The organism is Streptomyces angustmyceticus (assembly GCF_019933235.1).
GTDB lineage: Bacteria > Actinomycetota > Actinomycetes > Streptomycetales > Streptomycetaceae > Streptomyces > Streptomyces angustmyceticus.
In genome coordinates, this window is the sequence record NZ_CP082945.1 from 3,023,618 (window position 1) to 3,044,927 (window position 21,310).

A 21,310-nucleotide genomic window follows, 5' to 3' on the forward strand; every position below is an offset into this window, starting at 1 on the left:
TCCGGCGAAGTCGTCGCTGCCCACAGCCATCGCTCAGCAAGCCCTTTCTGCGCATAGATCAGCCCCCTCCCCGCTTGCGCGCACGGGTTTCACCGCAACGCCTCCACGGAGGGGCGCGGGGCCGCACAACGAGCAGGTTTCACTGAGGATGGAGCCAGCAAATTCAGAAATCGAAACTTGACGGGTCACACCCCGGGGAATATCCGCCGGGTAACTCACCTGACGCTTTTCAGCCCCTGGCGACGGCACCCTCGGGGTCCTCAGGAGCCGCGTCGTTCTCGTCCGACAAAGAGGGGAACTTGCGCATCCCACGCAAGGGCGACAGGAGAATCGGAAGGAAGGCCAAACACCCGGCGGCCGCGCACACGAGGAGTGCCTCCCGCGACCCGAGCCAGCCCGCTACCGCGCCGCCCAGCATGGAACCAGCCGGCATCACGCTCCATGTCAGGAATCGCATCGTCGCATTGACGCGCCCGAGATATTCATCGGGCGTGAGAGCCTGTGTGCAACTGACCTGAGTGACGTTGTAAACGACCGTCATGAATGCAGTGAAGCCATTCGCGCACGCCGCGACCCAAAGGGACCAGCCTGAATCGACGAACGGAAGAACAAGCGCGAAGGGGGACCCGATCAGCAGGATCAGCCACATGGCCGGGCCGGGCCCAAATTTCTCCGATATGCGCTTGGAGAAAAAAGAACCGAGGAGCCCGCCCACGCCGGACACGCTCAGAAAAAGGCCGATCAAAGCGGGTGAAAGGTCCAGTGTCCTCGCCAGGAAGAGCATGGTCACCGTGTAGACGGCATAGGACGTCACGTTCAGCCAGGCCGTCGAGCCCGCGATGGCGAGAATCCGGGCATTTCTCCACACTAGACGCAGTCCGGCCGCGACATCCTTGAGCATCCGGGACTCCGGCCTGCGGACGGGCGCCTTCTCTACGGTACGAATCCGGAAGATGGAGATCGAAGCCACGGCGAGACCCACACTGGTCACCACAAAGGAGACCGGAGCGGTGAGCAGCGCCACCACCTGACCGCCGAGCGATGGACCACCTACGGCGAACACCTGTTGGACGCCAACAAGCTTCGCGTTCCCTTCCAGAACCTTGTCCCGCCCTACGAGGCTCGGCAGATAACTCTGATATGCAACGTCAAAGAACACGTTGCAGGAACCGAAGAGAAGAACGGTGGCATAGAGCTGCCAGATCGAAAGGAGATCCGCCCACCAGCACAAAGGGATAGAGATCAAGATGACAGACCGAGCCAGCTGGCAGAATGCCAGGATTCTGCGGCGCCTCAGCCTGTCCACCCACACACCGGCCGGCAGGCCGATCAAGAGAAAGGGAAGGGTCAAAAAAGTGGATACAAGTCCGACCTCGAACTCGCCGACATCCAGTGCTAGAACCGCGACCAAAGGGATAGCAATCCTTGCGATGCTCACACTTGCGGCGCTAGCCGCTGTCGCAACGAATAGATTCCTAAATCCCTGATCCCCGAATAACCCCCGACACCCCGTCATGAGGTTCAACGTACCAGCCGCGTTCATCGACCCGCAAGCAAATTCGATCATGTACGGGAATTTTGCGTGTCGGTAAAGCGCACACAGAACATTGACCGCCAGGCGGGATATTAACGGACGCTCTCTCCCTAAGGGTCATGATTTCGATCATCTCGGATTCGAGCAGGTGGAGGGTGCTCGCGCGGGCAACGAGGCAGGGCCCTGGTCTACGCCGGAGACCTTGCGGATCTGTGGTGACCGGATCGACTGTCAGCCGACGGCTCCATCCCGTTCAGACTCTGAGCTTTTCCCGGCCTCGCCCAGCTCCGTGCTGGTGCTCCTCGGAAACATCCCAGGTCACAGCTACCTGGCTGGCTTCTTCTACCGGCACCAACGGCACCAACGGCACCAGCTGCAGCCCACGCCGAGCAGGACCGGCGCACCGCGCCGCAGCGCTTCCTCGAAGGCGTCGGACGACCACGGCCACCAGTCGACCGGGCTGTCGACGTGCTGGAGCAGATGGGGCGAAGTCTCATGGGCGGCTGGGCGGTTCGGCATGGGGTCATCCCCTCCCAGGGGGGAGCCGGGAGCCGAGGGAGTTGTCCACAGGCCTGACGGAATGTGCGCGGACGCGGAACACTGTGCGTGGGGCGGCGATCACCGCTGGACACTGCTGGAACTGCTGGAACTGCTGGAGGGGGATGGCATGCCGGGCTCACTGGCTGTGCTGCGCGACGGCCACCGGGCGGAAGCGGAAGCGCTGTTGACCAGGGCCGTCGAGGAGGAGGTGCGGCGCTCGGGCGGGCGGCTCGACGGAGAGGCGCTGCTCGGCCGTGCGCGGGCGGCGCTGGAGGAACTGGCGGGCAGCGCCGCCGAGGAGTACGGCGCGTACGTCCGTGCGCTGGACGAGGCCGCCGACGACCGGCCGTCGTTGTCCCGGCGGCTGCCGCGCAAGGAGCTGGGCACCCCCGCGGTGGCGACGGCCGTGGCGGCGGTGGCGGCGTTCGGCGTGGACCTCGCGTACGGCACGGGCGCGGGACCGGCGCTGGGTGCGGGGGCCGCCGTGGTGGTGGCGGGCGCGGCGGCCACGGTCCTGAAGCTGACCGCGGGGCACTGGCCGGCGGCGCACCGGGAGGCCGGGATGCGCGGCCGGCCCGGTGGCGCGCAGCAGTTGCGGCTGCAGTGGCTGACGGCGCTGGAGGTGCGCGGCATCCGCCCGTTCCTGGACCAGCAGCGGATGCTGACCGCGGCGGCCCGCGGGAGCGGCGCGGCGGCCAAGCCCGCCGCCAGGAGCGGCCGCGGACCGCAGTTGCGCGGCGCGGACCGCAGCGCGGCGGCCCGGCAGCGGTCCCTGCTGGAGCACTCCTTCTCCCAACTTCCGCAGCCGGAGGGCACGTTCGCCGGGCGCCGGTCGGAGCTGGCACAGATCGCGCAGTGGGTGCACGCGGCCCGCGCGAGCACGGAGACCAAGCCGACGGTGGTGGTGCTCCACGGCGAGCCGGGCTCGGGGCGTACGTCGCTGGCGGTGCGGGCCACCCATCAGCTGCGCGACCAGTTCCGCGGTGCGTGCGTGGTGGATCTGCGCAGTGACACCCCCGGCGAGGTGCCGTTGCCGACCCGGGACGCGCTGCTGCATCTGCTCAACCGGCTGGGCGCACCACGCGAGCAGCTGCTGTTCCGCGAGCGGCCCTCGCAAGAGCAGCACGTCAAGCGGCTCACCGACCTCTACCACCAGCATCTGGCGGGCCTTCCGGTGACGGTGCTGCTGGACGACGCCGCGGACCCGGAGCAGGTGCGCACCCTGGTGCCGGAGCGGTCCGACAGCCTGGTGCTGGTCACTTCCCGTACGCCGCTGGAGCTGCCCGAGGACGTCGACGCCTGGGTGCACCAGCTGCCGGTGGGCCCGCTGGACGCCGCGGGCACCGAGGAGCTGCTGCGCGCCTCCGCGGCGGGCGGCAGCGAGGCCCCGGCCGGGACGGGCCCGTACGACGCGCGGGCCCTCGACGAGATCTCCGGGCTGTGCGCGGGCCTGCCCCTGGCGCTGCGGGTGGCGGGCTCCGCGCTCGGCTCGCGCACCGCCACCGCGCTGGCCGCGGACCTGGCGGCGCGCGGCGAGGCGTCACCGGTGGAGCGTGCCCTGTGGCTGCGCTACGCCGACCAGTCGGAAACCGCCCGGCGGCTGCTGCGCCGGCTGGCGCTGGTGGGCCGGGCGAGCCTGGGGGCGGCGGCCTCGGCGGCGCTCCTGGGCGTCGAGCAGGCGGAGGCGGAGCGGGAGCTGACGACGCTGACCCGGGCGGGGCTGATCGAGCACGTCCGCGGCCGGCGCTACCGTCTGCACGCCCTGGTGCACCGCTTCGCGCACGACCGGCTGATGGACGAGGAGGAGCCGGCCGAGCGCGGCGCGGCCCAGGAACGCCTGATCCGCGGCTACGCGGAGCTGGCCGACTCGGTCATCCGGCTGGTCGACGGCCGGACGTCCACCCGCGCCGACCGCTTCGGGTCGCACGGTTTCACCTCCCTGGACGCGGCCCTGCAGTGGCTGGACGATGAGACCAGCTTCATCACCGCCGCGCTGCGCCACGCCGACCAGGGCGTGGACCAGGCCGCGGTCTCCCATCTGCTGGGCGCGCTGGCCGACTACTGCCTGCTGCGCGGCGACCTCTACCGCCTCGGCGAGCTGAGCGAGCTGACCCGGGCCGTGGGGCAGGGGCTGCTGGTGCGCTCGGTCCAGTGGCGCACGGGTGTGGCGGCCCGGCAGCTGGGCGAGCTGGACAAGGCGCGGACCACCCTGTCGTCGGTGGTCGACCTGTACTTCGAGGCGCAGCATCCGGCGGGCGCCGCCCGCGCGCTGCGCGACCTGGGCATCACGCTCCAGCAGCAGGGCAACCTCACGGAGGCCGCGGCCAAGCTGCGGGAGGCGCTGGAGCTGCAGTCCGGCGCGGACATGCACGGCGACCGGGCCTGGACGCTGCACGCCCTGGCGGCGGTGGAGCGGGACCGCGCGCAGCTCGCCGACGCCCTCGCCATGCTGCGGGAGGCGCTGGAGCTGCACGAGGAGAGCGAGAGCATCCACGGCCAGGCGTGGGCGCACTTCCAGCTCGGCCAGCTGCATCTGCGCCGGGGCGATGTGCCGGCCGCGGAGAGCGCGCTGCACGCGGCGATGGGGCTCTACGGCCGTACGCACGACGAGCGCGGCGAGGCGTGGGCGATGACGCAGCTGGCGCGGGCCCGGCTGGTGGACGGCGACCCGGGCCCCGCGGTGGACCAGCTCCGCCAGGCCCTGCCGCTGCACCACCAGCACGAGGACGCGCGCGGCGAGGCGTGGACGATGTACTACCTGGGCCAGGCGCTGGAGGAGCGCGGCGAGCAGGACGCGGCGCTGCGGCAGCTGGAGCGGTCGCGGACGATGTTCAGCCGGATGCAGGACGGCTACGGCCTGGCGTGCGCCCGCCACCACTCGGGGCGGGTCACCCGTGATCTGCGGGCGGAGCAGACCGGTTCGCTGCGCAACAGCGGCTTCGCCCGGCAGCTGCTGCAGGACGCCCGCAAGGACTTCCAGCGGATAGGGGTGCCGCACGGGGAGGCGTGGTCCTGCCTGGAGCTGCTGATCATCGACGCCGGCAACGGCAAGGCGGCGCAGGCGCTGGAGTTCGCCGACGAGGCGGCGCGCCTCTTCGCCGGCTACGGCGACCGGCGCGGCGAGGACTGGGCGCGGTTCCTGCGCTGCACGCTGCTGCCGCTGGCCTCGCCGGGCGGCAGCGTGGTGGGCGCGGCCGTCGCCCAGGAGGAGCTGGCACAGCTGATCCGCGAGAAGCATCCGACCCGCGATTCCCAGCTGGAGGACTGCGCGGAGGCGTTCGCCCTGCTGCTGGAGCGCGGGGTGGAGCCGGAGACGGGCTGGCAGGCATGGCGGCTCGGCATGGTGCCCAACCGCCATGCACGCGAGGTCATGGGCGTGCGGATCGCCCCGGCCGGCACGGAGTGACGATCGGGCCCGGCTCGCCGGCCGCTCGGGCCGACGAGCCGCCGGGCCGGTCAGCCGGCCGTGTCCATCGGCCGGCCGTCGACCGCCACCCGGTCCGAGGGGACCGGCCGGACCTGCCCGCGGCCGGTCCTCAGGCGCTCCTCAGCCGTGGGTCAGCTGGTCTTCGGCTCGGGCGCCTTCGCGGAGGCGGCGGCGGTGCTGCCCGCGTCGCCGTCCTCCGGCTGCTCCTCGAAGTCCACCTTCTTCATCTGCTTGTTCATGGACTTCATCAGCAGCCACACGGCGCCGCCGATGACCGCGAAGACGATGAAGCCGAGGACGCCGGGGGTCACCTTGTCCTTGTCGAAGCTGTCGGCAAGGGTGACGAAGTGCGTCAGGGCGAGGGTGCTGGTCGCGCTCATCATGGGCTCAATTGTTGCGGATGCCCGCGAAGAGGTCGTCCTCGGGGAGGGAAGTGTCCACGCGCGACTTCGCGAGCTCGTACTCCTCCGTCGGCCAGACCTCGCGCTGGAGGTCCATCGGCACCCGGAACCAGCCGCCGTCGGGGTCGATCTGGGTGGCGTGGGCGATCAGCGCCTTGTCGCGGATCTCGAAGAAGTCGGCGCACGGCACGTACGTGGTCAGCGTGCGCTCCCGCCGCTCGAACTGCTTCCAGCGCTCCAGCCACTCGCCGTAGGGCGACTCCATGCCGCGCTCCAGCAGCGCCTCGTGCAGCGCGACGGTGCGCGGCCGGTTGAAGCCCTGGTTGTAGTAGAGCTTCTGGGGCTGCCAAGGCTCGCCGGCCTCCGGGTACTTCTCCGGGTCGCCGGCCGCTTCGAAGGCCACCATCGTGATCTTGTGGGTCATGATGTGGTCCGGGTGCGGATAGCCGCCGTTCTCGTCGTAGGTCGTGATGACCTGCGGCTTGAAGTCGCGGATCAGCTTGACCAGCCGTCCGGCCGCCTCGTCGACGTCCTGCAGCGCGAAGCAGCCGTCGGGCAGCGGCGGCAGCGGGTCGCCCTCGGGCAGCCCGGAGTCGACGAAGCCGAGCCACTCCTGCCTGACGCCCAGGATCTCCCGGGCCTCGTCCATCTCCTTCTTCCGCACCTCGTGGATGTGCTCCTCGATGTACGGGTCTCCCTGGAGCTTGGGGTTGAGGATGGAACCTCGCTCACCGCCTGTGCAGGTGGCGACCAGCACGTCCACCCCCTCGGACACGTACTTGGCCATGGTGGCCGCACCCTTGCTCGACTCGTCGTCGGGGTGGGCGTGGACCGCCATCAATCGCAGCTGCTCAGTCAAGACTCGATCCTCAGTGAAGGGCCGGAGAAGATGCCTCCTATAGTGACCGAAGCGAGGGGGCGCTGTATTCCCTGGGGCGGGGACCCCCCGGGGGTTCGCAGCTCAGGTCCCGGTACCCAGGAGGATGGATCATGACCGCGGTGCGCGAGGGGCTCCCCGACGGACGCTACGGCCGCTCCGCGGACCAGCGCGCGGACCGCAAGCTCAAGATCATCGGCGCGGTGCTCGGCGCCGCCCTGCTGGGCGTCATCGGCTGGTCCGGCATCTCGTACATCTCGGGGCAGGAGCTCAGTGCCCGGGTGATCGCCTGGGACGCGGTCTCCGATCACGCGGTCAAGGTCCACCTCGAAGTGGTCAAGGACGCGGACGACAAGGGCGTGTGCACGCTGCGCTCACAGGCCGAGGACGGTTCCGAGGTCGGCCGCAAGGACGTCACCGTCGACCAGCGCTCGGGCCAGGTGGACACCGAGGTCACCCTGCGGACGACGAAGCGGGCCACCAATGCCGTCCTCGTCGGCTGCCGGGCCTCGGGCAACGGCTGACCTGCGCGTTCGGCGCGGGGCGGCGCCGGCGCACCGCCGCGGACCGCCCCCGTGCGGCCCGTACCGCGCCCGGCTCGCCCTCCGCACCGCCCGCACCACCGCGCGCCAGGGCACCGCTCACCGGCGGGGCGTGTCGTGACCGCCTCTGATCAGCGATGATGCGGTGCTGTGCGGCCGCTGTGAATTTCCTCTTCCCCGTTTTGTGCCGGAATTGTTAGGCTCGTGGTTTCGCCCACCTGTGAAGGCGCAAACCTTCCTGGTAGGGCGTTTGATTTATCCCCAGTACCGACGAGGAGCACCTGTGACCCAGACCAGCGAAAACGTCACCTGGCTTACCCAGGAGGCGTATGACCAGCTCAAGGCAGAGCTGGAGCACCTGTCTGGTCCCGCACGCGCCGAGATCACCGAGAAGATCGCGGCGGCCCGCGAGGAAGGTGACCTGAAGGAGAACGCCGGGTACCACGCGGCCAAGGAAGAGCAGGGCAAGCAGGAACTGCGTGTCCGCCAGCTCACCCAGCTGCTGCAGACGGCCAAGGTCGGCGAAGCGCCTGCCGCCACCGGCGTCGTCGCACCCGGCATGGTCGTCACCATCGCGTTCGACGGGGACCCGGACGACACGCTGACGTTCCTCCTGGCGTCCCGGGAGTACGCGAGCTCGGACATCGAGACCTACTCCCCCCAGTCGCCGCTGGGCACCGGCGTGAACGGCAAGAAGGTCGGCGCCGAGGCGGAGTACGAGCTCCCCAACGGCAAGAAGGCGGCCGTGAAGATCCTCGACGCGAAGCCGTACACCGGCTGACTCCCGAGGCACCCCAGCACGGCGAAGCGGCCCGGAGCACGATGCTCCGGGCCGCTTCCCTTGTCCGCGGCGTTGTCGGCGGGGTCCTGCGGCGTCCGGCGAGCGGCGCCCCGGGAGCTTCACCGGGGCGGACCCCCTCGGGCCCGCCCCGGGCCGCCCGCCTCCTCAGGCCGTGGCCGACCGGTACTTGCGGACCGCCAGCGTCCGGAAGACCGCGATGATCAGGACGGACCAGATCGCCGAGGCCAGCACCGGATGCTCCATCGGCCAGGCCCCGGTCACCGACTTGGGCATCGTGCCGATGGTGTTGCCGAACAGCTGCCGGGCCGCGGCCACCGTCGCGCTGAACGGGTTCCACTCCGCGACGTGCTGCAGGAACGTCGGCATGCCGTTGACCGGGACGAACGCGTTCGAGATGAAGGTCAGCGGGAAGAGCCAGATCAGCCCGCCGGAGGTGGCCGCCTCGGGCGTCCGCACCGTCAGCCCGATGAGCGCGCCGATCCAGGAGAAGGCGTAGCCCAGCAGGAGCAGCAGCGCGAACCCGGCCAGCACCTCGACGAGGCTCTCGTGCGCCCGCCAGCCGATCAGCAGCGCGACGACCGCCAGCACCACCAGCGTCAGCGCCGTCTGCACGAGGTCGGCGAGGGTGCGGCCGGTGAGCACCGCCCCGCGGGACATCGGCAGCGACCGGAACCGGTCGATGAGGCCCTTGTGCATGTCGTCGGCGATCCCCGCGCCGGCGCCCGCCGTGGCGAAGGTGACGGTCTGCGCGAAGATCCCGGCCATCAGGAACTCGCGGTACGCCTGGGCGTCGCCCACCGGGGCGCCGGGGACGTTGATGGAGCCGCCGAAGACGTAGGTGAACAGCACCACGAACATGATCGGCTGAATGAGCCCGAAGATCACCACTTCGGGGATCCGGAGCATCCTGATCAGATTGCGCTTCGCCACGACCAGGGAGTCGCGTACGGATCTGCTCAGCGTGCCGCGGGACGGCGGCGTACGGAGCGGGGCGTTGCCGGCCGTTTCGGTCACCGTGGTCACTTCACGCCCTCCTTGTCGGCCGTCGCGCCGGCGTCCGCGCCGACCGCGTCGGCCACCGCCCCCGGCCCGCCCGGACCCGTGGTCCCGGCGCCCCTGGCGCCCTTCTTCTGCCGCCCGACGGCGCCCTTGCCGCCCGTGCCGTTCTCCTCCGCCTCCGCGGCGTGCCCGGTCAGCGAGATGAACACATCGTCGAGGGTCGGGCGGCGCAGCCCGATGTCGTCGATCTCCACCCCGCGCGCGTCCAGTTCGCGGATGACCTCGGCGAGCAGCTTGGCGCCGCCCGACACGGGGACCGTGAGCTTGCGGGTGTGCGGTTCGACGGTGCCCTCGCCCTTGCCGAAGCCGCGCAGGACCTCGTCGGCGACGGTGAGGTGCTCGGCGGCGTGCACCACGACCTCGACGCGCTCCCCGCCGGTGCGGGCCTTGAGCTGGTCGGAGGTGCCGCGGGCGATGACCTTGCCGTGGTCGACGACGCAGATGTCGTGCGCCAGGCGGTCGGCCTCCTCCAGGTACTGCGTGGTGAGCAGCAGGGTCGTGCCGCCCGCGACCAGTTCCTGGATGACGTCCCAGAGGGCTTGGCGGTTACGGGGGTCCAGGCCGGTGGTCGGCTCGTCCATGAACATCACGGGCGGGCTGACGACCAGTGCGGCCGCCAGGTCGAGACGGCGGCGCATACCGCCGGAGTAGGTCTTGGCGGGGCGGTCGGCCGCGTCGCCGAGGTGGAAGCGCTCCAGGAGTTCGGCGGCCCGCCGCTTCGCGTCGCGGCCGCTCATCTGGTAGAGCTGGCCGACCATCGTCAGGTTCTCGCGGCCGGTCAAGTACTCGTCCACGGCGGCGAATTGGCCGGACAGACCTATCGAGCGCCGGACCTTGTCGGGTTGCGCGAGGACGTCGATCCCGGCGACCCGCGCCGTCCCGCGGTCGGGCTGGAGCAGGGTCGTGAGGACGCGTACCGCGGTGGTCTTGCCGGCACCGTTGGGGCCGAGCATTCCGAGGACGGTTCCTTTGGGAACGTCGAGGTCGACGCCGTCCAGTGCCCTCACGTCGCCGAACGTCTTCACCAGACCTTCGGCGTAAATGGCGCCTGGCATGTGGGTACTCCCATGGCTTGGGTGAAGTTCCAGGTCGAATATTACGAGTGGCGACCTATGCCTGCTCTGCGGCATATGTCCGCAACGGAGCGCCACGACTCCCCGGCCCCCCGTAACCACGATGCTAGGCCCAAACGCGATACATCGCGATACGAATTTCGATTTTCCGCGCACGCGGGGCAGGGGAACGCGCGTTCGTCGACGCGTGTGGGGAGGGCGCCACGCTATACCCGCGACGCCCCCGCGACCCATCCCTTTTATGGCAGTCCCTCGTACGGGATCCCCGTACGGCGGCCGCCCCCTCGGTCGTACCCGGCGCGCTCAGTCCGCGACGACGTACCCGGCCGCGTGCAGCGCCGCGCGCAACTCGTCGCAGTGCGCAGGACCCTGCGTCTCCAGATGCAGCTCCACCTCGACCTCGGTCAGCCCGAGGCTGGGATCGGTGCGCACATGGCCGACGTCGAGCACGTTCGCGTCGGCCGCCGACAGCACCCCGAGCAGCGTCGCCAGCGCCCCCGGCCGGTCCGTCAGCCGCAGCCGCAGCGAGAGGTAGCGCCCGCCGGCGGCCATGCCGTGCCGCAGGATGCGCTGGAGCAGCAGCGGGTCGACGTTGCCGCCGGACAGCACCGCCACCACCGGCCCCTCGAAGGACTCCGGATCGGCGAGCAGCGCCGCCACCGGGCTCGCCCCGGCCGGCTCCACCACCTGCTTCGCCCGCTCCAGGCACAGCAGCAGCGCGCTGGAGAGCTGGGCCTCGGTGACCGTGCGGACCTCGTCCACCAGCCGCTCGACCATCGCGAACGTCACCTCGCCGGGGCGCCCCACCTTGATGCCGTCCGCCATCGTCGACAGCCCCTCGATCGCCACCGGGCGACCGGCCGCCAGCGACGGCGGATAGCAGGCCGCCCCCGCCGCCTGCACCCCGACGACCTTCACGTCCGGCCGCAGCGCCTTGACCGCGAGCGCGACCCCGGCCGCGAGCCCGCCGCCGCCGATCCCGACGACGATGGTCCGCACCTCGGGGCACTGTTCGAGGATCTCCAGGCCGACGGTGCCCTGGCCGGCGATGATGTCGGGGTGGTCGAAGGGGTGGATGAAGACCGCGCCGGTCTCGCGCGCGTACTCCTGGGCGGCGGCCAGCGTCTCGTCCACGACCTGGCCGTGCAGCCGCACCTCGGCGCCGTATTCGCGGGTGGCGGCGACCTTCGGCAACGGGGCGCCGACCGGCATGAACACCGTCGAGCGCACCCCCAGCAGGGACGCCGCGAGCGCCACGCCCTGGGCGTGGTTGCCGGCGCTGGCGGCCACCACACCGGCCGTCCGCTCCTGCGCCGAGAGCCCGGCGATGCGGACGTAGGCGCCGCGGATCTTGAAGGAGCCGGTGCGCTGGAGGTTCTCGCACTTGAGGTGGACGGGCGAGCCGACGAGCCCGGACAGGTAGCGGCTGCCCTCCATGGTGGTGGCCCGGGAGACGCCGGAGAGCATCTTGTGCGCCGCGCGTACGTCATCGACCGTAATCGCCGTCATCGGGTCCTCGGCGGGGTGCGCGGATACGGAGGACCCGGGCGTCGTACGCGGCGTGTGGTCGGCCATGTCGCCAGTCTTGCAGTTCACCCGCGGTGGAGCCTTTTCTGCCCAAATGGTGATCAGGCGCGCCGCGGGCGCGGGGTGTCCCCGGCCCGGCGCGCCGCGCGTCCGCGGGGGTGTTACGGGGCGTTATCGGAATGGACAGCCCAGGTACGCCCCGCGCCCGGTCCGCGTACGCTGTCCTCCCATCCATACGCACTTCCATCGAAGCGAGCTCCCGGCCATGCCCACCTCTTCGGACATGACGACCCACACCGACTCCGCTCTCCTCGACGCGCTGCAGCACCAAGTGGCCGTCTTCGCCCGCCGCGCAGAACAGAGCCGGCTCGGCGGCGTCGGGCAGGCGCGCAACTCCATGGACCGCGCCGCCTACCTGCTGCTCAACCGCCTCGACCAGGAGGGCCCGATGGGCGTCAAGGCCCTGGCCGCCGGCATGGGCATCGACTCCTCGACGGTCACCCGGCAGGTCGCCCCGCTGGTCGACTCCGGACTGGTCAGCCGCGCCACCCACCCGGAGGACGGCCGGGCCGTGGTGCTCCAGCTGTCCGAGCGCGGCCGCACCCGCCTGGAGGAGGTGCGCACGTCCCGCCGTGCGCTGATGGCCCTGGTGACGGAGCAGTGGAGCGAGGAGGAGCGCACGGCGTTCACCACGCTCCTGACGCGCTTCAACGCCTCCCTCTCCGACATCACCGCGTCCTTGACGCCGATGGGCCCGACGTCCTGACGACCGGGCACCCCGCCGGGCCGTGAACACCCGGGGGCGACCGCCGGGGTCCCCCCCCCGGGATGACCGCCAGGAGTGAGAGCCGCCCCCCGACCGCCGCGCCCCGACCGCCCGCCCGCGGCCCGCGCGTCCGCGCGGCCTGCCGCGCCCGCCGCACCGTGACCACCCGCCGGCCCGCGGACTGCCGCCCCCGTCACGCCTCTTGACCGCACGGCCGCCCTGCCGTGCCATAGGAGCCCAGGGGCGGGTGTACGTCATCCGGGAGGCACGGTGCGAGAGCCGCGACCGGCGCAGGAGAGCCGCCGCGCCCGGGAGTTCACGCTGTTCGTGGCGGGCGCCGCGGGCCGGCTGCTGCACACCGCCGCGCTGCTGACCGGCGAGCCCGTCTCCCGGCCCGCCCCGGCCGCCGAGGAGTTGCTGACCTGCGCGCTCTCGCGCACGTACGCCGCCTGGGACCGGCTGCGCGGCGACGATCCGTACGAGCGGGCCCGCCGGGAGATGGCCCTCCGCTTCGCGCACACCGCCCGGCGGCACCGCCGGCCACGCGGCGGCCCCCTGGACCGGCTGTCGCCCCGGGAGCGTCTGGTCCTCGTCCTGCGGCTGTACGAGGGCATGCCCGAGGAACAGACCGCGGCCCAACTCGGGCTCCCCGCCGAGCGGGTGCACGCCCTGTGTCTGCACGCGGTCGCGGAGCTGCGCAGCCACCGCCCCCGGCCGGCGCCGTCACGCCGCCCGGGCGGGCCGCAGCACCCCTCGGCGGCACGGCAATCCGGCCCGCCCCAAGAACCCCCGGCGGCACCGGAACCCGGCCCGCCCCCGCACTCCGCCCCGACATCCCCGGCCCCATGAGCGGCCTCCCCGACCGCAAGGAGGCCGAGGTGCGGCGGATGCTGTCCGGGCCGCATCCGCTCGTGCCGCCCGACCTCGCCGACCGGGCCCTCGCCCGCGGCCGCCGCCTCCTGGCACGGCGCAGGCTGCTGCGCCGCCTCGGCCGGCTCTGCGCGCTGCTGGCGCTGGCGGCCCTGGCCTGGGCGGTCCTGGCCCACGGCGGACCGGCCCCGCCAGCCCGCACCACCCCTCCCGCGGAGGGGTGGTGAAGGGCCGGGCCGGAGCGTGGTGCGTCAGCCCAACGCCTGCGTGAGGTCGGCCAGCAGGTCGTCGACCGACTCGATACCGACCGAGAGGCGCACGAGGTCGTTGGGGACCTCCAGCAGCGAACCGGCCGTCGAGGCGTGCGTCATCAGACCCGGGTGCTCGATCAGCGACTCGACGCCGCCCAGCGACTCGCCGAGGGTGAACAGCTTGGCCCGGTTGCAGACCTCCACCGCCGCCTGCTCGCCGCCCGCGACCTGGAACGACACCATGCCGCCGAAGGACCGCATCTGCTTGGCGGCGATCTCGTGGCCCGGGTGCTCGGCCAGACCCGGGTAGAAGACGCGGGTCACCTTCTTGTGGGAGGCGAGCAGGTCCGCGACGCGTGCCGCGTTGGCGCTGTGCCGGTCCATGCGGACGGCCAGCGTCTTGATGCCGCGCATCACGAGCCAGGCGTCGAAGGGTCCGGCGACCGCGCCCATCGCGTTCTGGTGGTAGGCCAGCTCCTCGCCGAGGGCGTCGTCGTTGACGACGAGCGCGCCGCCGACCACGTCCGAGTGGCCGCCCATGTACTTGGTCGTGGAGTAGACCACCACGTCCGCGCCCAGGGCGAGCGGCTGCTGGAGGTAGGGGCTGGCGAAGGTGTTGTCGACGACGAGCTTGATCCCGGCGTCGTGGGCGACCGCGGCCAGCGCCGAGATGTCGCTGATGCCGAGCAGCGGGTTGCTGGGCGTCTCCACCCAGATCGCCTTCGTACGGGGCCGCAGGGCGTCGCGCACGGCCTTCGGGTCGGAGGTGTCGGCCACCGACCACTCGACGCCCCAGCGCTCGACGACCTTCGAGATGAGACGGAAGGTGCCGCCGTAGGCGTCGTTGGGGATGACGACGTGGTCGCCGGGCACGAGCAGGGTGCGCAGCAGGCAGTCCTCGGCGGCGAGGCCGGAGGCGAAGGCGAGGCCGCGGCGGCCGCCGTCGAGGGCCGCGAGGTTCTCCTCCAGGGCGGTACGGGTCGGGTTGGCGCTGCGGCTGTACTCGTAGCCGCCACGGAGCCCGCCGACCCCGTCCTGCTTGTACGTGGATACCTGGTAGATGGGCGGTACCACCGCGCCGGTCGCCTCGTCGGGCTCCTGACCTGCGTGGATGGCAACGGTTTCGAAATGCTGGTGGCGTGGTTCGCGCTGATCGCTCATGTCGCCGAGGGTAGTCGGCCCCGCGACCGAACTTTTCGGAACTTTCTGGTTGGCTGGATAGTGGATACATGTGGGGGACCGCACACCGGCCCCCTCCGCGCCACCCCGCCCGCCCGCCGTCGCCTCACCACCCCCACCGCTCCCGTCGCACCCCCGGGCCGCACCGCCCCGCCGGTGGCCGCCGCCTCCGCCCGCCGAGACAGGTACAGGACACACCCCCCATGGATGCTCTGCTGGTTCTCCTCGCCGCGCTCGCGCTCGGCGGCTTCGTCTTCCTGCCCTGGATGCGGCGCCGGCGGGCCGTGCAGCACACCCGGCAGGGCCTGGTGGTGGCCTCCGACCCGATGGCCGGCTACGGCTTCGTCCCGCTGGAGGAACTCGACGTACGGCTGCCCGGCCCTGACCGGGAACTGGCGGACGCGCTGGCCGAGATGCGCCGCACCCACGACTGGCGCCCGGCCGCCGCGCTATTGAAGGCCACCGGTGACGATTGGGAGCGCCGCTGGCAGCGGGTGCAGACCCTGGCCGGCGCCGCCGCGTTCGAGCTGGCCGCGGAGGAGGCGACGGAGCAGCAGCGGCGCGGCACCCCACCGGGGTACGGCGACGGCGGGCGCACCGGCGGCATCTGGCTGCGCACCTGGCGCGCGGAGGCCCCCAAGGACCCCGGCGGCGCCCAGACCCACGCCCAGTTCCTGGTCGTCCAGGCGCTGCGCGACCCGGGCTCGCCGGACTTCCGCATGATCCTCGAAGAGGCCCGAACGGTCTGCCGCGAGGCGGCGCTGCTGGCCCCCGGCAGCCCCATCCCGTACATCACGGAGCTGGCGGTCGCCCGCGGCCTGCACGACCGCCCCGCCGACTACGAAGAGCTCTGGTCCGAGGTCGCCCGGCGCGCCCCGCAGCACATGGGCGCCCACCTCGCCGCCCTCCCGTACTGGTCGCAGAAGTGGCACGGCTCACGCAAGGAGGCCGAGTCCTTCGCCGAGCGCACTGCGGCCGCCGCCCCCGCGGGCACCCTCCTCCCGGCCCTCCCGCTCTTCGCGGTGTACGAGCACCTCCCCGAGGCCAACATGGTCCGCAGCCTCTTCCAGAGCGCGGTCGTCGAGCGCGCCATCGAGGGCGCCCACTTCGCCCTTCGCGAGGCCCCCGACGACCACCCCATGGCCCCGCACGTCCGCCACCTCCTGGTCTGGTTCCTGGTCCGCGCCGAGCGCTGGCCCGAGGCCATGGAACAGCTCCGCCTCGTCGACGGCCACGTCGGCGCCGTCCCCTGGTCCTACGGCCACAGCCCCGCCGCCGAGTACGCCGCCTACCGCGCCCTGGCCATCGCCGGCTGGGAACAGCTGGGCGGCAACGGGGCGGGGTATCCGCCGGCGGGGGCGTAGCCGGGGCCGGGCGTGACCGGGCAGAGGCGGAGCCGGGCGTTGCCGGGCGGGCCTAGCCGGGGGGGCGTAGCCGGGGCGGGGCCATGCAGGGCCGGGCAGGGCAGGGCCGGGCGGCGGCATCGGAATACCCCCCACCCCCACAGCGTTCCCGCCAGTGCCAGGCCGACCGTCACCCCACCACCCGCGACCAGCAGCCCACGACCAGCAGCCCCGCAGCCCGGACCACCGAGCCCAGCCCGAGCGTCAGCCCCAGCCCAGGAGCCTGATCCCATGCTCTTCTCCCGCTTCAAGAACCACCTCCCCACGCCGGACGAAGCGCTCGAAGGGCGCCCCGAGCGGGCCTTCAGCGTCCCCGACCGGCACACCGTCCTCGGCAACCCCCTGCTCGGCCCGTACCCGGACGGCCTGGAGATCGCCGACTTCGGCCTGGGCTGCTTCTGGGGCGCCGAGCGGAAGTTCTGGCAGACCAAGGGCGTCTGGACCACCCTCGTCGGCTACCAGGGCGGCCACACCCCGAACCCCACCTACGAAGAGGTCTGCAGCGGCCACACCGGCCACACCGAGGCCGTCCGCGTCGTCTACGACCCCAAGACCGTCTCCTACGACCAGCTGCTGAAGCTCTTCTGGGAGTCCCACGACCCCACCCAGGGCTTCCGCCAGGGCAACGACGTCGGCACCCAGTACCGCTCCGCCATCTACACCCACTCCCCCGCCCAGCAACAGACCGCCGAAGCCTCCCGCGACGCCTATCGCACCACCCTCCGCAACGCCGGCTACACCGACATCACCACCGAAATCCTCCCCGCCGCCCCCACCCGCCCCTTCTACCCGGCAGAGGGCTACCACCAGCAGTACCTTTCAAGCAGCAAAAACCCGAACGGGTACTGCGGGATCGGTGGGACGGGCGTGTCCTGCCCGGTCGGTGTCGCGAAGACAGATGGCTGAGCCCCTCTCCGACGAGGTCACGATCACGCTTCAAGCCCTGCTGACCGGTGCACATCCAGTCAGCGGGGCTTTGCGCGCACAGATGCCGTACACGCGCGTGACGGGCAGGTGCGGCTGCGGCTGCGTGACAGTCGATCTCACGGTAGAACGCAACCAGGTGCCGCCGGCTCCGGCTCACGGCAACCCGGCGGCGGATGCCTGGTACGTCGTCCCGGAAGATGCCGGCGTCATGGTGTTCACGAAGGACGGATACCTCTCGCTCCTGGAGATCTACTCGGCCTCCAGCGAACCGATCACCAACTGGCCGGAACCACGCTTCGTCGAACGCTGAGCCCCTCCCCGGCGACCGGGCCCGACGACGTCAACGACTCGGTTCGCTCAGCACGCAGCCCATTGTCAGTACCACGCGTCACACTCATGCCCGTGAATGTGAGGTCTGACTTTGCGTTGCAGTTGCAGTTGCAGCACGTCGCCGCGCGTGCGGTGGATCCCCGGGTCAAAGACACCCTCGGAGCGGTGTTCAAACACATGGCCGGTGGCCGGAGCGGTCACCGCAGGGGCGGCAGAACACTCATCACTCTGCTGGAGAAAGTGCGTTCAACCGCAGGAACGGCGGATGAGTGGCAGGTCGTGCGACTGGTGCAAGACTCGCTGGACTATGCCGAGGGACGAATCCTCCGGCCGGACTTCGAGGAGCGGTACCAGCTGTTTCAGCGAACAACAGCGCCATTGAGTTCTCACCAGGACTACTTAGCACGGACGCTCTCCGCGAGTTTGAACTTCTTCGCGCAACTCGCCAACGACTACCTGGATCAGCATCCCGAGGCGAACCCGAGCGAGGTACTTGCTCATGTGGACTCCGTCGGCCGGGACGCCCGGTACATGCAGCAGTCGCAAGAGCGGCCTGGTCGCTATCGGATCCTTCGCGGCAGTGCCGAGGTAGCCGCGTGGCTTGAGCAAGTTTTCCACGAGCGGGTCGACGTGGAAGATCCGGAACGCACTGCTCGCCGCATCGTTATGTCCCCTGACTCGCTCGCAATTTTGGCAGCGGACAGGGAAGGGCAACTGCTTCTACGAGCCGCAGCGGTCCAGCGGCGCCGGCGAGGCCTCAAGGTACTACGCAAGACGGCAGAAGACCCCGAAGCGAGCGAGAGGGATCTACAGCGCGCCCTGGACGGTCAGCACTGGATCTTCGGCGGACAGTTCGTAAGCCAAGCAGTGCAGCGCAGACTGGTTCCGGGCGACGAGGTCGACATCCCACTGATACGTGGGGACGGTGCACTACACATTGTCGAGTTGAAGCGCTCCATGAGCCTCCACGGTTCCCTCGTCAAAAGACACCGAGGATGTTGGGTACCGACGGCTGAAGTACACGACGCGGTGAGCCAAGCGGTGAACTACCTCGTGGGCTTGGACGAACATCGGCTCCGGATTCGAGACGAACTGGGCATCGAAACTCGCCGGGCAAGCGCCCTCGTACTGATCGGACACCCATCCGTACAGCCGGACGTAGCCGAGGAAGACATCAATGAAGCCCTGCGCACGCTCAACACTCACATGAGCCGCGTCGAGGTCGTGACCTACAAGGAGTTGGTAGATAACGCAGAGCGTGCACTGAGCGGCTGGCAGTAGGGCATGTTGACCTCTGAATGCTCCCTAGAGCGGGAGCACCAGCAGTACCTGGACAAGAACCCGACGGGCTACTGCGGCATCGGCGGCACGGGCGTCAGCTGCCCGGTGGGGGTGGCTCCGGCACCGGAAGGGGACAAGTAGCTGCCCGACCGCCCCCAGTGCTCCAGTCACCTCTGTGGCCGTGGCTGCCCGCCCTGGCCACAGACGGTTGTCCGAATCAATCACCGGCCGCCTTCAGGCCCTTTTCGGTCAGGAAGCCAGGACGAGCCACGAGGTCGCGCACGTCTCGTCACCATGGAGACATGGTGACTTCGGGGGCGAGAAGCGGTCGGCTCGGCGGCTTGGGGCAATGGTGGGGCATCATCGCAGCGGCATTGCTGATCGCCGCGTGGATCAACAAGGCAGCGGGGCCGGCGATTGTTGCCACCCTGTCAGCTCTGGTCCTGATCTGGTCTCTCTTCCAAGCGCCAGTGACATGCGGCGCCCCCATCAGAGGGCGGGAAGATGGTTGCCGTAACAACGCAACCGGACTCCTTATGGGCTGCCACATCCGCCAGCATCGTTGGCAGAAACTCAAGATGCTGATCCTTCGGCGCCAGGTCCGCACCTTCTGCTCAGGGCTGTTCACGGACGGCAAGGCCACCCTCGTGACGCTGGCTGCGATCGGCAGCTTTCTCTCCGGCCTCGTGGCCTTCATCCCCGGCGTGGCTCTCAACTGACCACTCTTGTGGCCGCCCAACAACAACTGGCGCTGCACAGCGGGTCACATGGCACCACAGGCTCGCTGGGACGGGGGCCTGCCCGCTCCCCCCCTCGGCGTGGCGCCGGCCGAAGGCTGATCAGGTAGCCTGCGGTCCCGCGCCTGTACTGCGCGCCAGTTGATGCCACTCGTGCCCGCACCCTCCGGCGCAGTAGCGCTCACGTCGGCGGGTGTCGGCGGTGGCCAGCAGCGCGATCAACAGCCGAAACGCCCTGGGAAGGTCGTATGGCGGAAGTGCGGACATGTGGAGCCGCCATCGGGTCAGCATCACAGCCGGTGTGTACGTCGGGCGTATGCCGGAGCGCGCGATGGCCTCCTGGACGTCTTCCTCCGTCGCACGTGCCTGGATGCAGAAAAGCCCCAGCTCCCTGACAACCAGACGTTGCTCGGCCTCCGGACTACCGGCGAACCATGCCATGCCCTCCGCCATAGAACGAAGCCCTTGGGCAAGCTCGTTAACGACTACCGCACGCTCGTGCACGCCCCCGTCCCCTTCCGGCCAGGCAGCCGTCAACTCCCCGCTCCTGCAATTCAAGCAGGGCCAGTCCTAACACCTCAGCAATGACGAATTCCTCCAGGACCGCGATGCGAAGCCTGACGGTCTCCGGGGGGGGCTTCCCGCCACTACTTCGCTGAGTGATCCTGCGAGGTGCCGAGTCTCCTCTGGCGACGCACCAGCTCACCTCCACCATGCCTCAGCGTCCCCGCGGATCAACCAAGCAGCGAGGCGACGCAACGGCATCGCCCGGCAGAGGAACAAGCCACGGGCAGCCGCATCCAAGCTACATTCGTACCCATGAGCCCTTCCACAAGTGCACTGATCGTCGCTGTGGTCGGAGTCGCCGGCACTCTCTTGTCCGGTGTCTTGGCGCATCGCAGCACCCTGCGCTCCAAATCGATGGAACTCGGTCACGAGGAACAGCAGCGGTGCGAAGAGCGATTGGCGGAGGAGCGTCGTGAGGCCCTCAACGAACGGAGGGCCTCTTACGCGGCGCTCAACCAGCACTTGCGGCATTTTCACCAGGCGCTGTCACGCCACTTCCTCGTACTTGAGGCAGGACACGCCAGTGCCCAGCAGACACAGGCACGCGAGGAGTCTCGACGAAATCTGCGCGAGGTATACGCAGAAGCACAGATGACGGTTCCTGACGATGTGCTGACCAGTGGCGGCAACCTCGTGCATCAGCTCCATCGCATCCATGTCCTGCTCTCTCAGCATGAGCAGGAGGCAACTACCGACGAACCGCTGAGCGACATCAAGGAGCGGTTGGAACGCGCATCGGAGAGCCTGTACGAAGTGAGGCAGACGATGCGGCGGGATCTCGGTATCACCGAGCTGCCGATCCGCAGGCCTGACGGCTATGGCGCGACGTGACCCGTTCCAGTCCCATAGCGCCTCACTCCGCAGGTGATCAGATTCGGGGCATAAACCCGCCGTCCTTACGGCGGTACCAAGTCCATAGTTGACGGAGAGCCAATGAACACACGCCAATGGATCAGGTCCAGCTACTGCGATTCGGCTGGGCTCGACTGCATCGAAGTCGCCACGTGCGCCTACCCCTTGCCCTCTGTCTGGGTACGAGACAGCAAGATCCAGGCGGGTCCGCCGATCGTGGTGCCACCGAGCGCATGGTCCAGATTCATCGACGCCATCGAACACCTGGACCGGACCAGCTCAACATGATCGGCACCATCGCCCCAGACCGATGGGCGTGAATCAGCCTTCCCTCGGATCACGACAGAAGTCCGGGCGAGTGGGGT

At 70.2% G+C, this 21,310-nt stretch carries 21 protein-coding genes and 2 pseudogenes; 14 read left to right on the forward strand and 9 right to left on the reverse strand.

Features of this window, described 5'->3' with window-relative positions; all coding sequences use genetic code 11:
* Positions 1–229 precede the first annotated feature (229 nt).
* Positions 230–1,567, reverse strand: coding sequence for an MFS transporter (locus K7396_RS13500; RefSeq protein WP_086717343.1), 1,338 nt, complete (start codon positions 1,565–1,567; stop codon positions 230–232).
* A 324-nt stretch (positions 1,568–1,891) separates the two neighbouring features.
* Positions 1,892–2,053: pseudogene (locus K7396_RS13505) on the reverse strand (DUF255 domain-containing protein); the annotation flags it as partial.
* Positions 2,054–2,201: 148 nt separating this feature from the next.
* Between K7396_RS13505 and K7396_RS13510 the strand changes: the two are divergent.
* Complete coding sequence (locus tag K7396_RS13510; protein ID WP_086717346.1) at positions 2,202–5,480, forward strand: tetratricopeptide repeat protein; 3,279 nt, start codon at positions 2,202–2,204, stop codon at positions 5,478–5,480.
* Between the two features lie 152 nt (positions 5,481–5,632).
* Here the strand turns inward: K7396_RS13510 and K7396_RS13515 are convergent, their stop codons facing one another.
* Positions 5,633–5,884: an RAMP4 family protein gene (locus tag K7396_RS13515; RefSeq protein WP_086717341.1), complete on the reverse strand. Its 252-nt coding sequence runs from the start codon at positions 5,882–5,884 to the stop codon at positions 5,633–5,635.
* Positions 5,885–5,888: 4 nt separating this feature from the next.
* Positions 5,889–6,761, reverse strand: a complete 873-nt coding sequence (mca, locus tag K7396_RS13520; protein WP_086717340.1) for a mycothiol conjugate amidase Mca — start codon at positions 6,759–6,761, stop codon at positions 5,889–5,891.
* A gap of 131 nt (positions 6,762–6,892) precedes the next feature.
* Between mca and K7396_RS13525 the strand changes: the two genes are divergently transcribed.
* Both K7396_RS13525 and greA read left to right on the forward strand, forming a co-directional pair.
* Entirely contained in the window at positions 6,893–7,303 is a 411-nt protein-coding gene (locus tag K7396_RS13525) for a DUF4307 domain-containing protein (RefSeq protein WP_086717339.1), read from the forward strand.
* Positions 7,304–7,604: 301 nt separating this feature from the next.
* Entirely contained in the window at positions 7,605–8,102 is a 498-nt protein-coding gene (greA, locus tag K7396_RS13530) for a transcription elongation factor GreA (protein ID WP_086717338.1), read from the forward strand.
* A gap of 165 nt (positions 8,103–8,267) precedes the next feature.
* Here the strand turns inward: greA and K7396_RS13535 are convergent, their stop codons facing one another.
* The 3 genes from K7396_RS13535 to ilvA all read right to left on the reverse strand — a co-directional run bounded on the left by K7396_RS13535 (position 8,268) and on the right by ilvA (position 11,830).
* Positions 8,268–9,083 (reverse strand): ABC transporter permease, encoded by an 816-nt coding sequence (locus K7396_RS13535; protein WP_373866937.1) that lies wholly within the window; start codon positions 9,081–9,083, stop codon positions 8,268–8,270.
* Between the two features lie 59 nt (positions 9,084–9,142).
* Positions 9,143–10,237 (reverse strand): ATP-binding cassette domain-containing protein, encoded by a 1,095-nt coding sequence (locus K7396_RS13540; RefSeq protein WP_086717337.1) that lies wholly within the window; start codon positions 10,235–10,237, stop codon positions 9,143–9,145.
* 321 nt (positions 10,238–10,558) lie between these two features.
* A complete protein-coding gene (gene ilvA, locus K7396_RS13545; protein WP_086717336.1) occupies positions 10,559–11,830 on the reverse strand; it encodes a threonine ammonia-lyase in 1,272 nt (423 codons plus the stop codon).
* 217 nt (positions 11,831–12,047) lie between these two features.
* Here ilvA and K7396_RS13550 point away from each other — a divergent pair, with 217 nt between their 5' ends.
* The 3 genes from K7396_RS13550 to K7396_RS13560 all read left to right on the forward strand — a co-directional run bounded on the left by K7396_RS13550 (position 12,048) and on the right by K7396_RS13560 (position 13,645).
* A complete protein-coding gene (locus K7396_RS13550) occupies positions 12,048–12,548 on the forward strand; it encodes a MarR family winged helix-turn-helix transcriptional regulator (RefSeq protein WP_086717335.1) in 501 nt (166 codons plus the stop codon).
* Between the two features lie 270 nt (positions 12,549–12,818).
* A complete protein-coding gene (locus K7396_RS13555; RefSeq protein ID WP_152104671.1) occupies positions 12,819–13,397 on the forward strand; it encodes a sigma factor-like helix-turn-helix DNA-binding protein in 579 nt (192 codons plus the stop codon).
* On the forward strand, positions 13,394–13,645 hold the full coding sequence (locus K7396_RS13560; RefSeq protein ID WP_152104672.1) for a hypothetical protein: 252 nt from the start codon (positions 13,394–13,396) through the stop codon (positions 13,643–13,645). Before K7396_RS13555 ends, K7396_RS13560 begins: the two co-directional genes overlap by 4 nt.
* 24 nt (positions 13,646–13,669) lie before the next feature.
* Here K7396_RS13560 and K7396_RS13565 read toward each other — a convergent pair whose 3' ends face one another.
* Positions 13,670–14,830 (reverse strand): cystathionine gamma-synthase, encoded by a 1,161-nt coding sequence (locus tag K7396_RS13565; protein ID WP_086721080.1) that lies wholly within the window; start codon positions 14,828–14,830, stop codon positions 13,670–13,672.
* 221 nt (positions 14,831–15,051) lie between these two features.
* Between K7396_RS13565 and K7396_RS13570 the strand changes: the two genes are divergently transcribed.
* The 6 genes and pseudogenes from K7396_RS13570 to K7396_RS13595 all read left to right on the forward strand — a co-directional run bounded on the left by K7396_RS13570 (position 15,052) and on the right by K7396_RS13595 (position 19,508).
* Positions 15,052–16,212: a hypothetical protein gene (locus tag K7396_RS13570; RefSeq protein WP_086719207.1), complete on the forward strand. Its 1,161-nt coding sequence runs from the start codon at positions 15,052–15,054 to the stop codon at positions 16,210–16,212.
* Positions 16,213–16,482: 270 nt separating this feature from the next.
* A complete protein-coding gene (gene msrA / locus K7396_RS13575) occupies positions 16,483–17,157 on the forward strand; it encodes a peptide-methionine (S)-S-oxide reductase MsrA (protein ID WP_086720389.1) in 675 nt (224 codons plus the stop codon).
* On the forward strand, positions 17,150–17,488 hold the full coding sequence (locus K7396_RS13580; RefSeq protein WP_143589207.1) for a hypothetical protein: 339 nt from the start codon (positions 17,150–17,152) through the stop codon (positions 17,486–17,488). Before msrA ends, K7396_RS13580 begins: the two co-directional genes overlap by 8 nt.
* A gap of 92 nt (positions 17,489–17,580) precedes the next feature.
* Complete coding sequence (locus K7396_RS13585; protein ID WP_223659926.1) at positions 17,581–18,789, forward strand: Shedu anti-phage system protein SduA domain-containing protein; 1,209 nt, start codon at positions 17,581–17,583, stop codon at positions 18,787–18,789.
* 27 nt (positions 18,790–18,816) lie between these two features.
* Positions 18,817–18,930, forward strand: a pseudogene (locus K7396_RS13590) (peptide-methionine (S)-S-oxide reductase MsrA); the annotation flags it as partial.
* Between the two features lie 161 nt (positions 18,931–19,091).
* Positions 19,092–19,508 carry a hypothetical protein gene (locus tag K7396_RS13595; RefSeq protein ID WP_174886940.1) on the forward strand — a complete coding sequence of 139 codons (417 nt, stop codon included), beginning with the start codon at positions 19,092–19,094 and terminating at the stop codon, positions 19,506–19,508.
* A gap of 120 nt (positions 19,509–19,628) precedes the next feature.
* On the opposite strand, the gene K7396_RS13600 is transcribed toward K7396_RS13595, so the two are convergent.
* Positions 19,629–20,030: a DUF5958 family protein gene (locus K7396_RS13600; RefSeq protein WP_167392817.1), complete on the reverse strand. Its 402-nt coding sequence runs from the start codon at positions 20,028–20,030 to the stop codon at positions 19,629–19,631.
* Positions 20,031–20,345: 315 nt separating this feature from the next.
* On the opposite strand from K7396_RS13600, the gene K7396_RS13605 reads away from it, so the two are divergent.
* Entirely contained in the window at positions 20,346–20,924 is a 579-nt protein-coding gene (locus tag K7396_RS13605; protein WP_086720394.1) for a hypothetical protein, read from the forward strand.
* A gap of 102 nt (positions 20,925–21,026) precedes the next feature.
* Positions 21,027–21,233 carry a DUF397 domain-containing protein gene (locus tag K7396_RS13610; RefSeq protein WP_086720395.1) on the forward strand — a complete coding sequence of 69 codons (207 nt, stop codon included), beginning with the start codon at positions 21,027–21,029 and terminating at the stop codon, positions 21,231–21,233.
* The last annotated feature ends 77 nt before the right edge of the window (positions 21,234–21,310 follow it).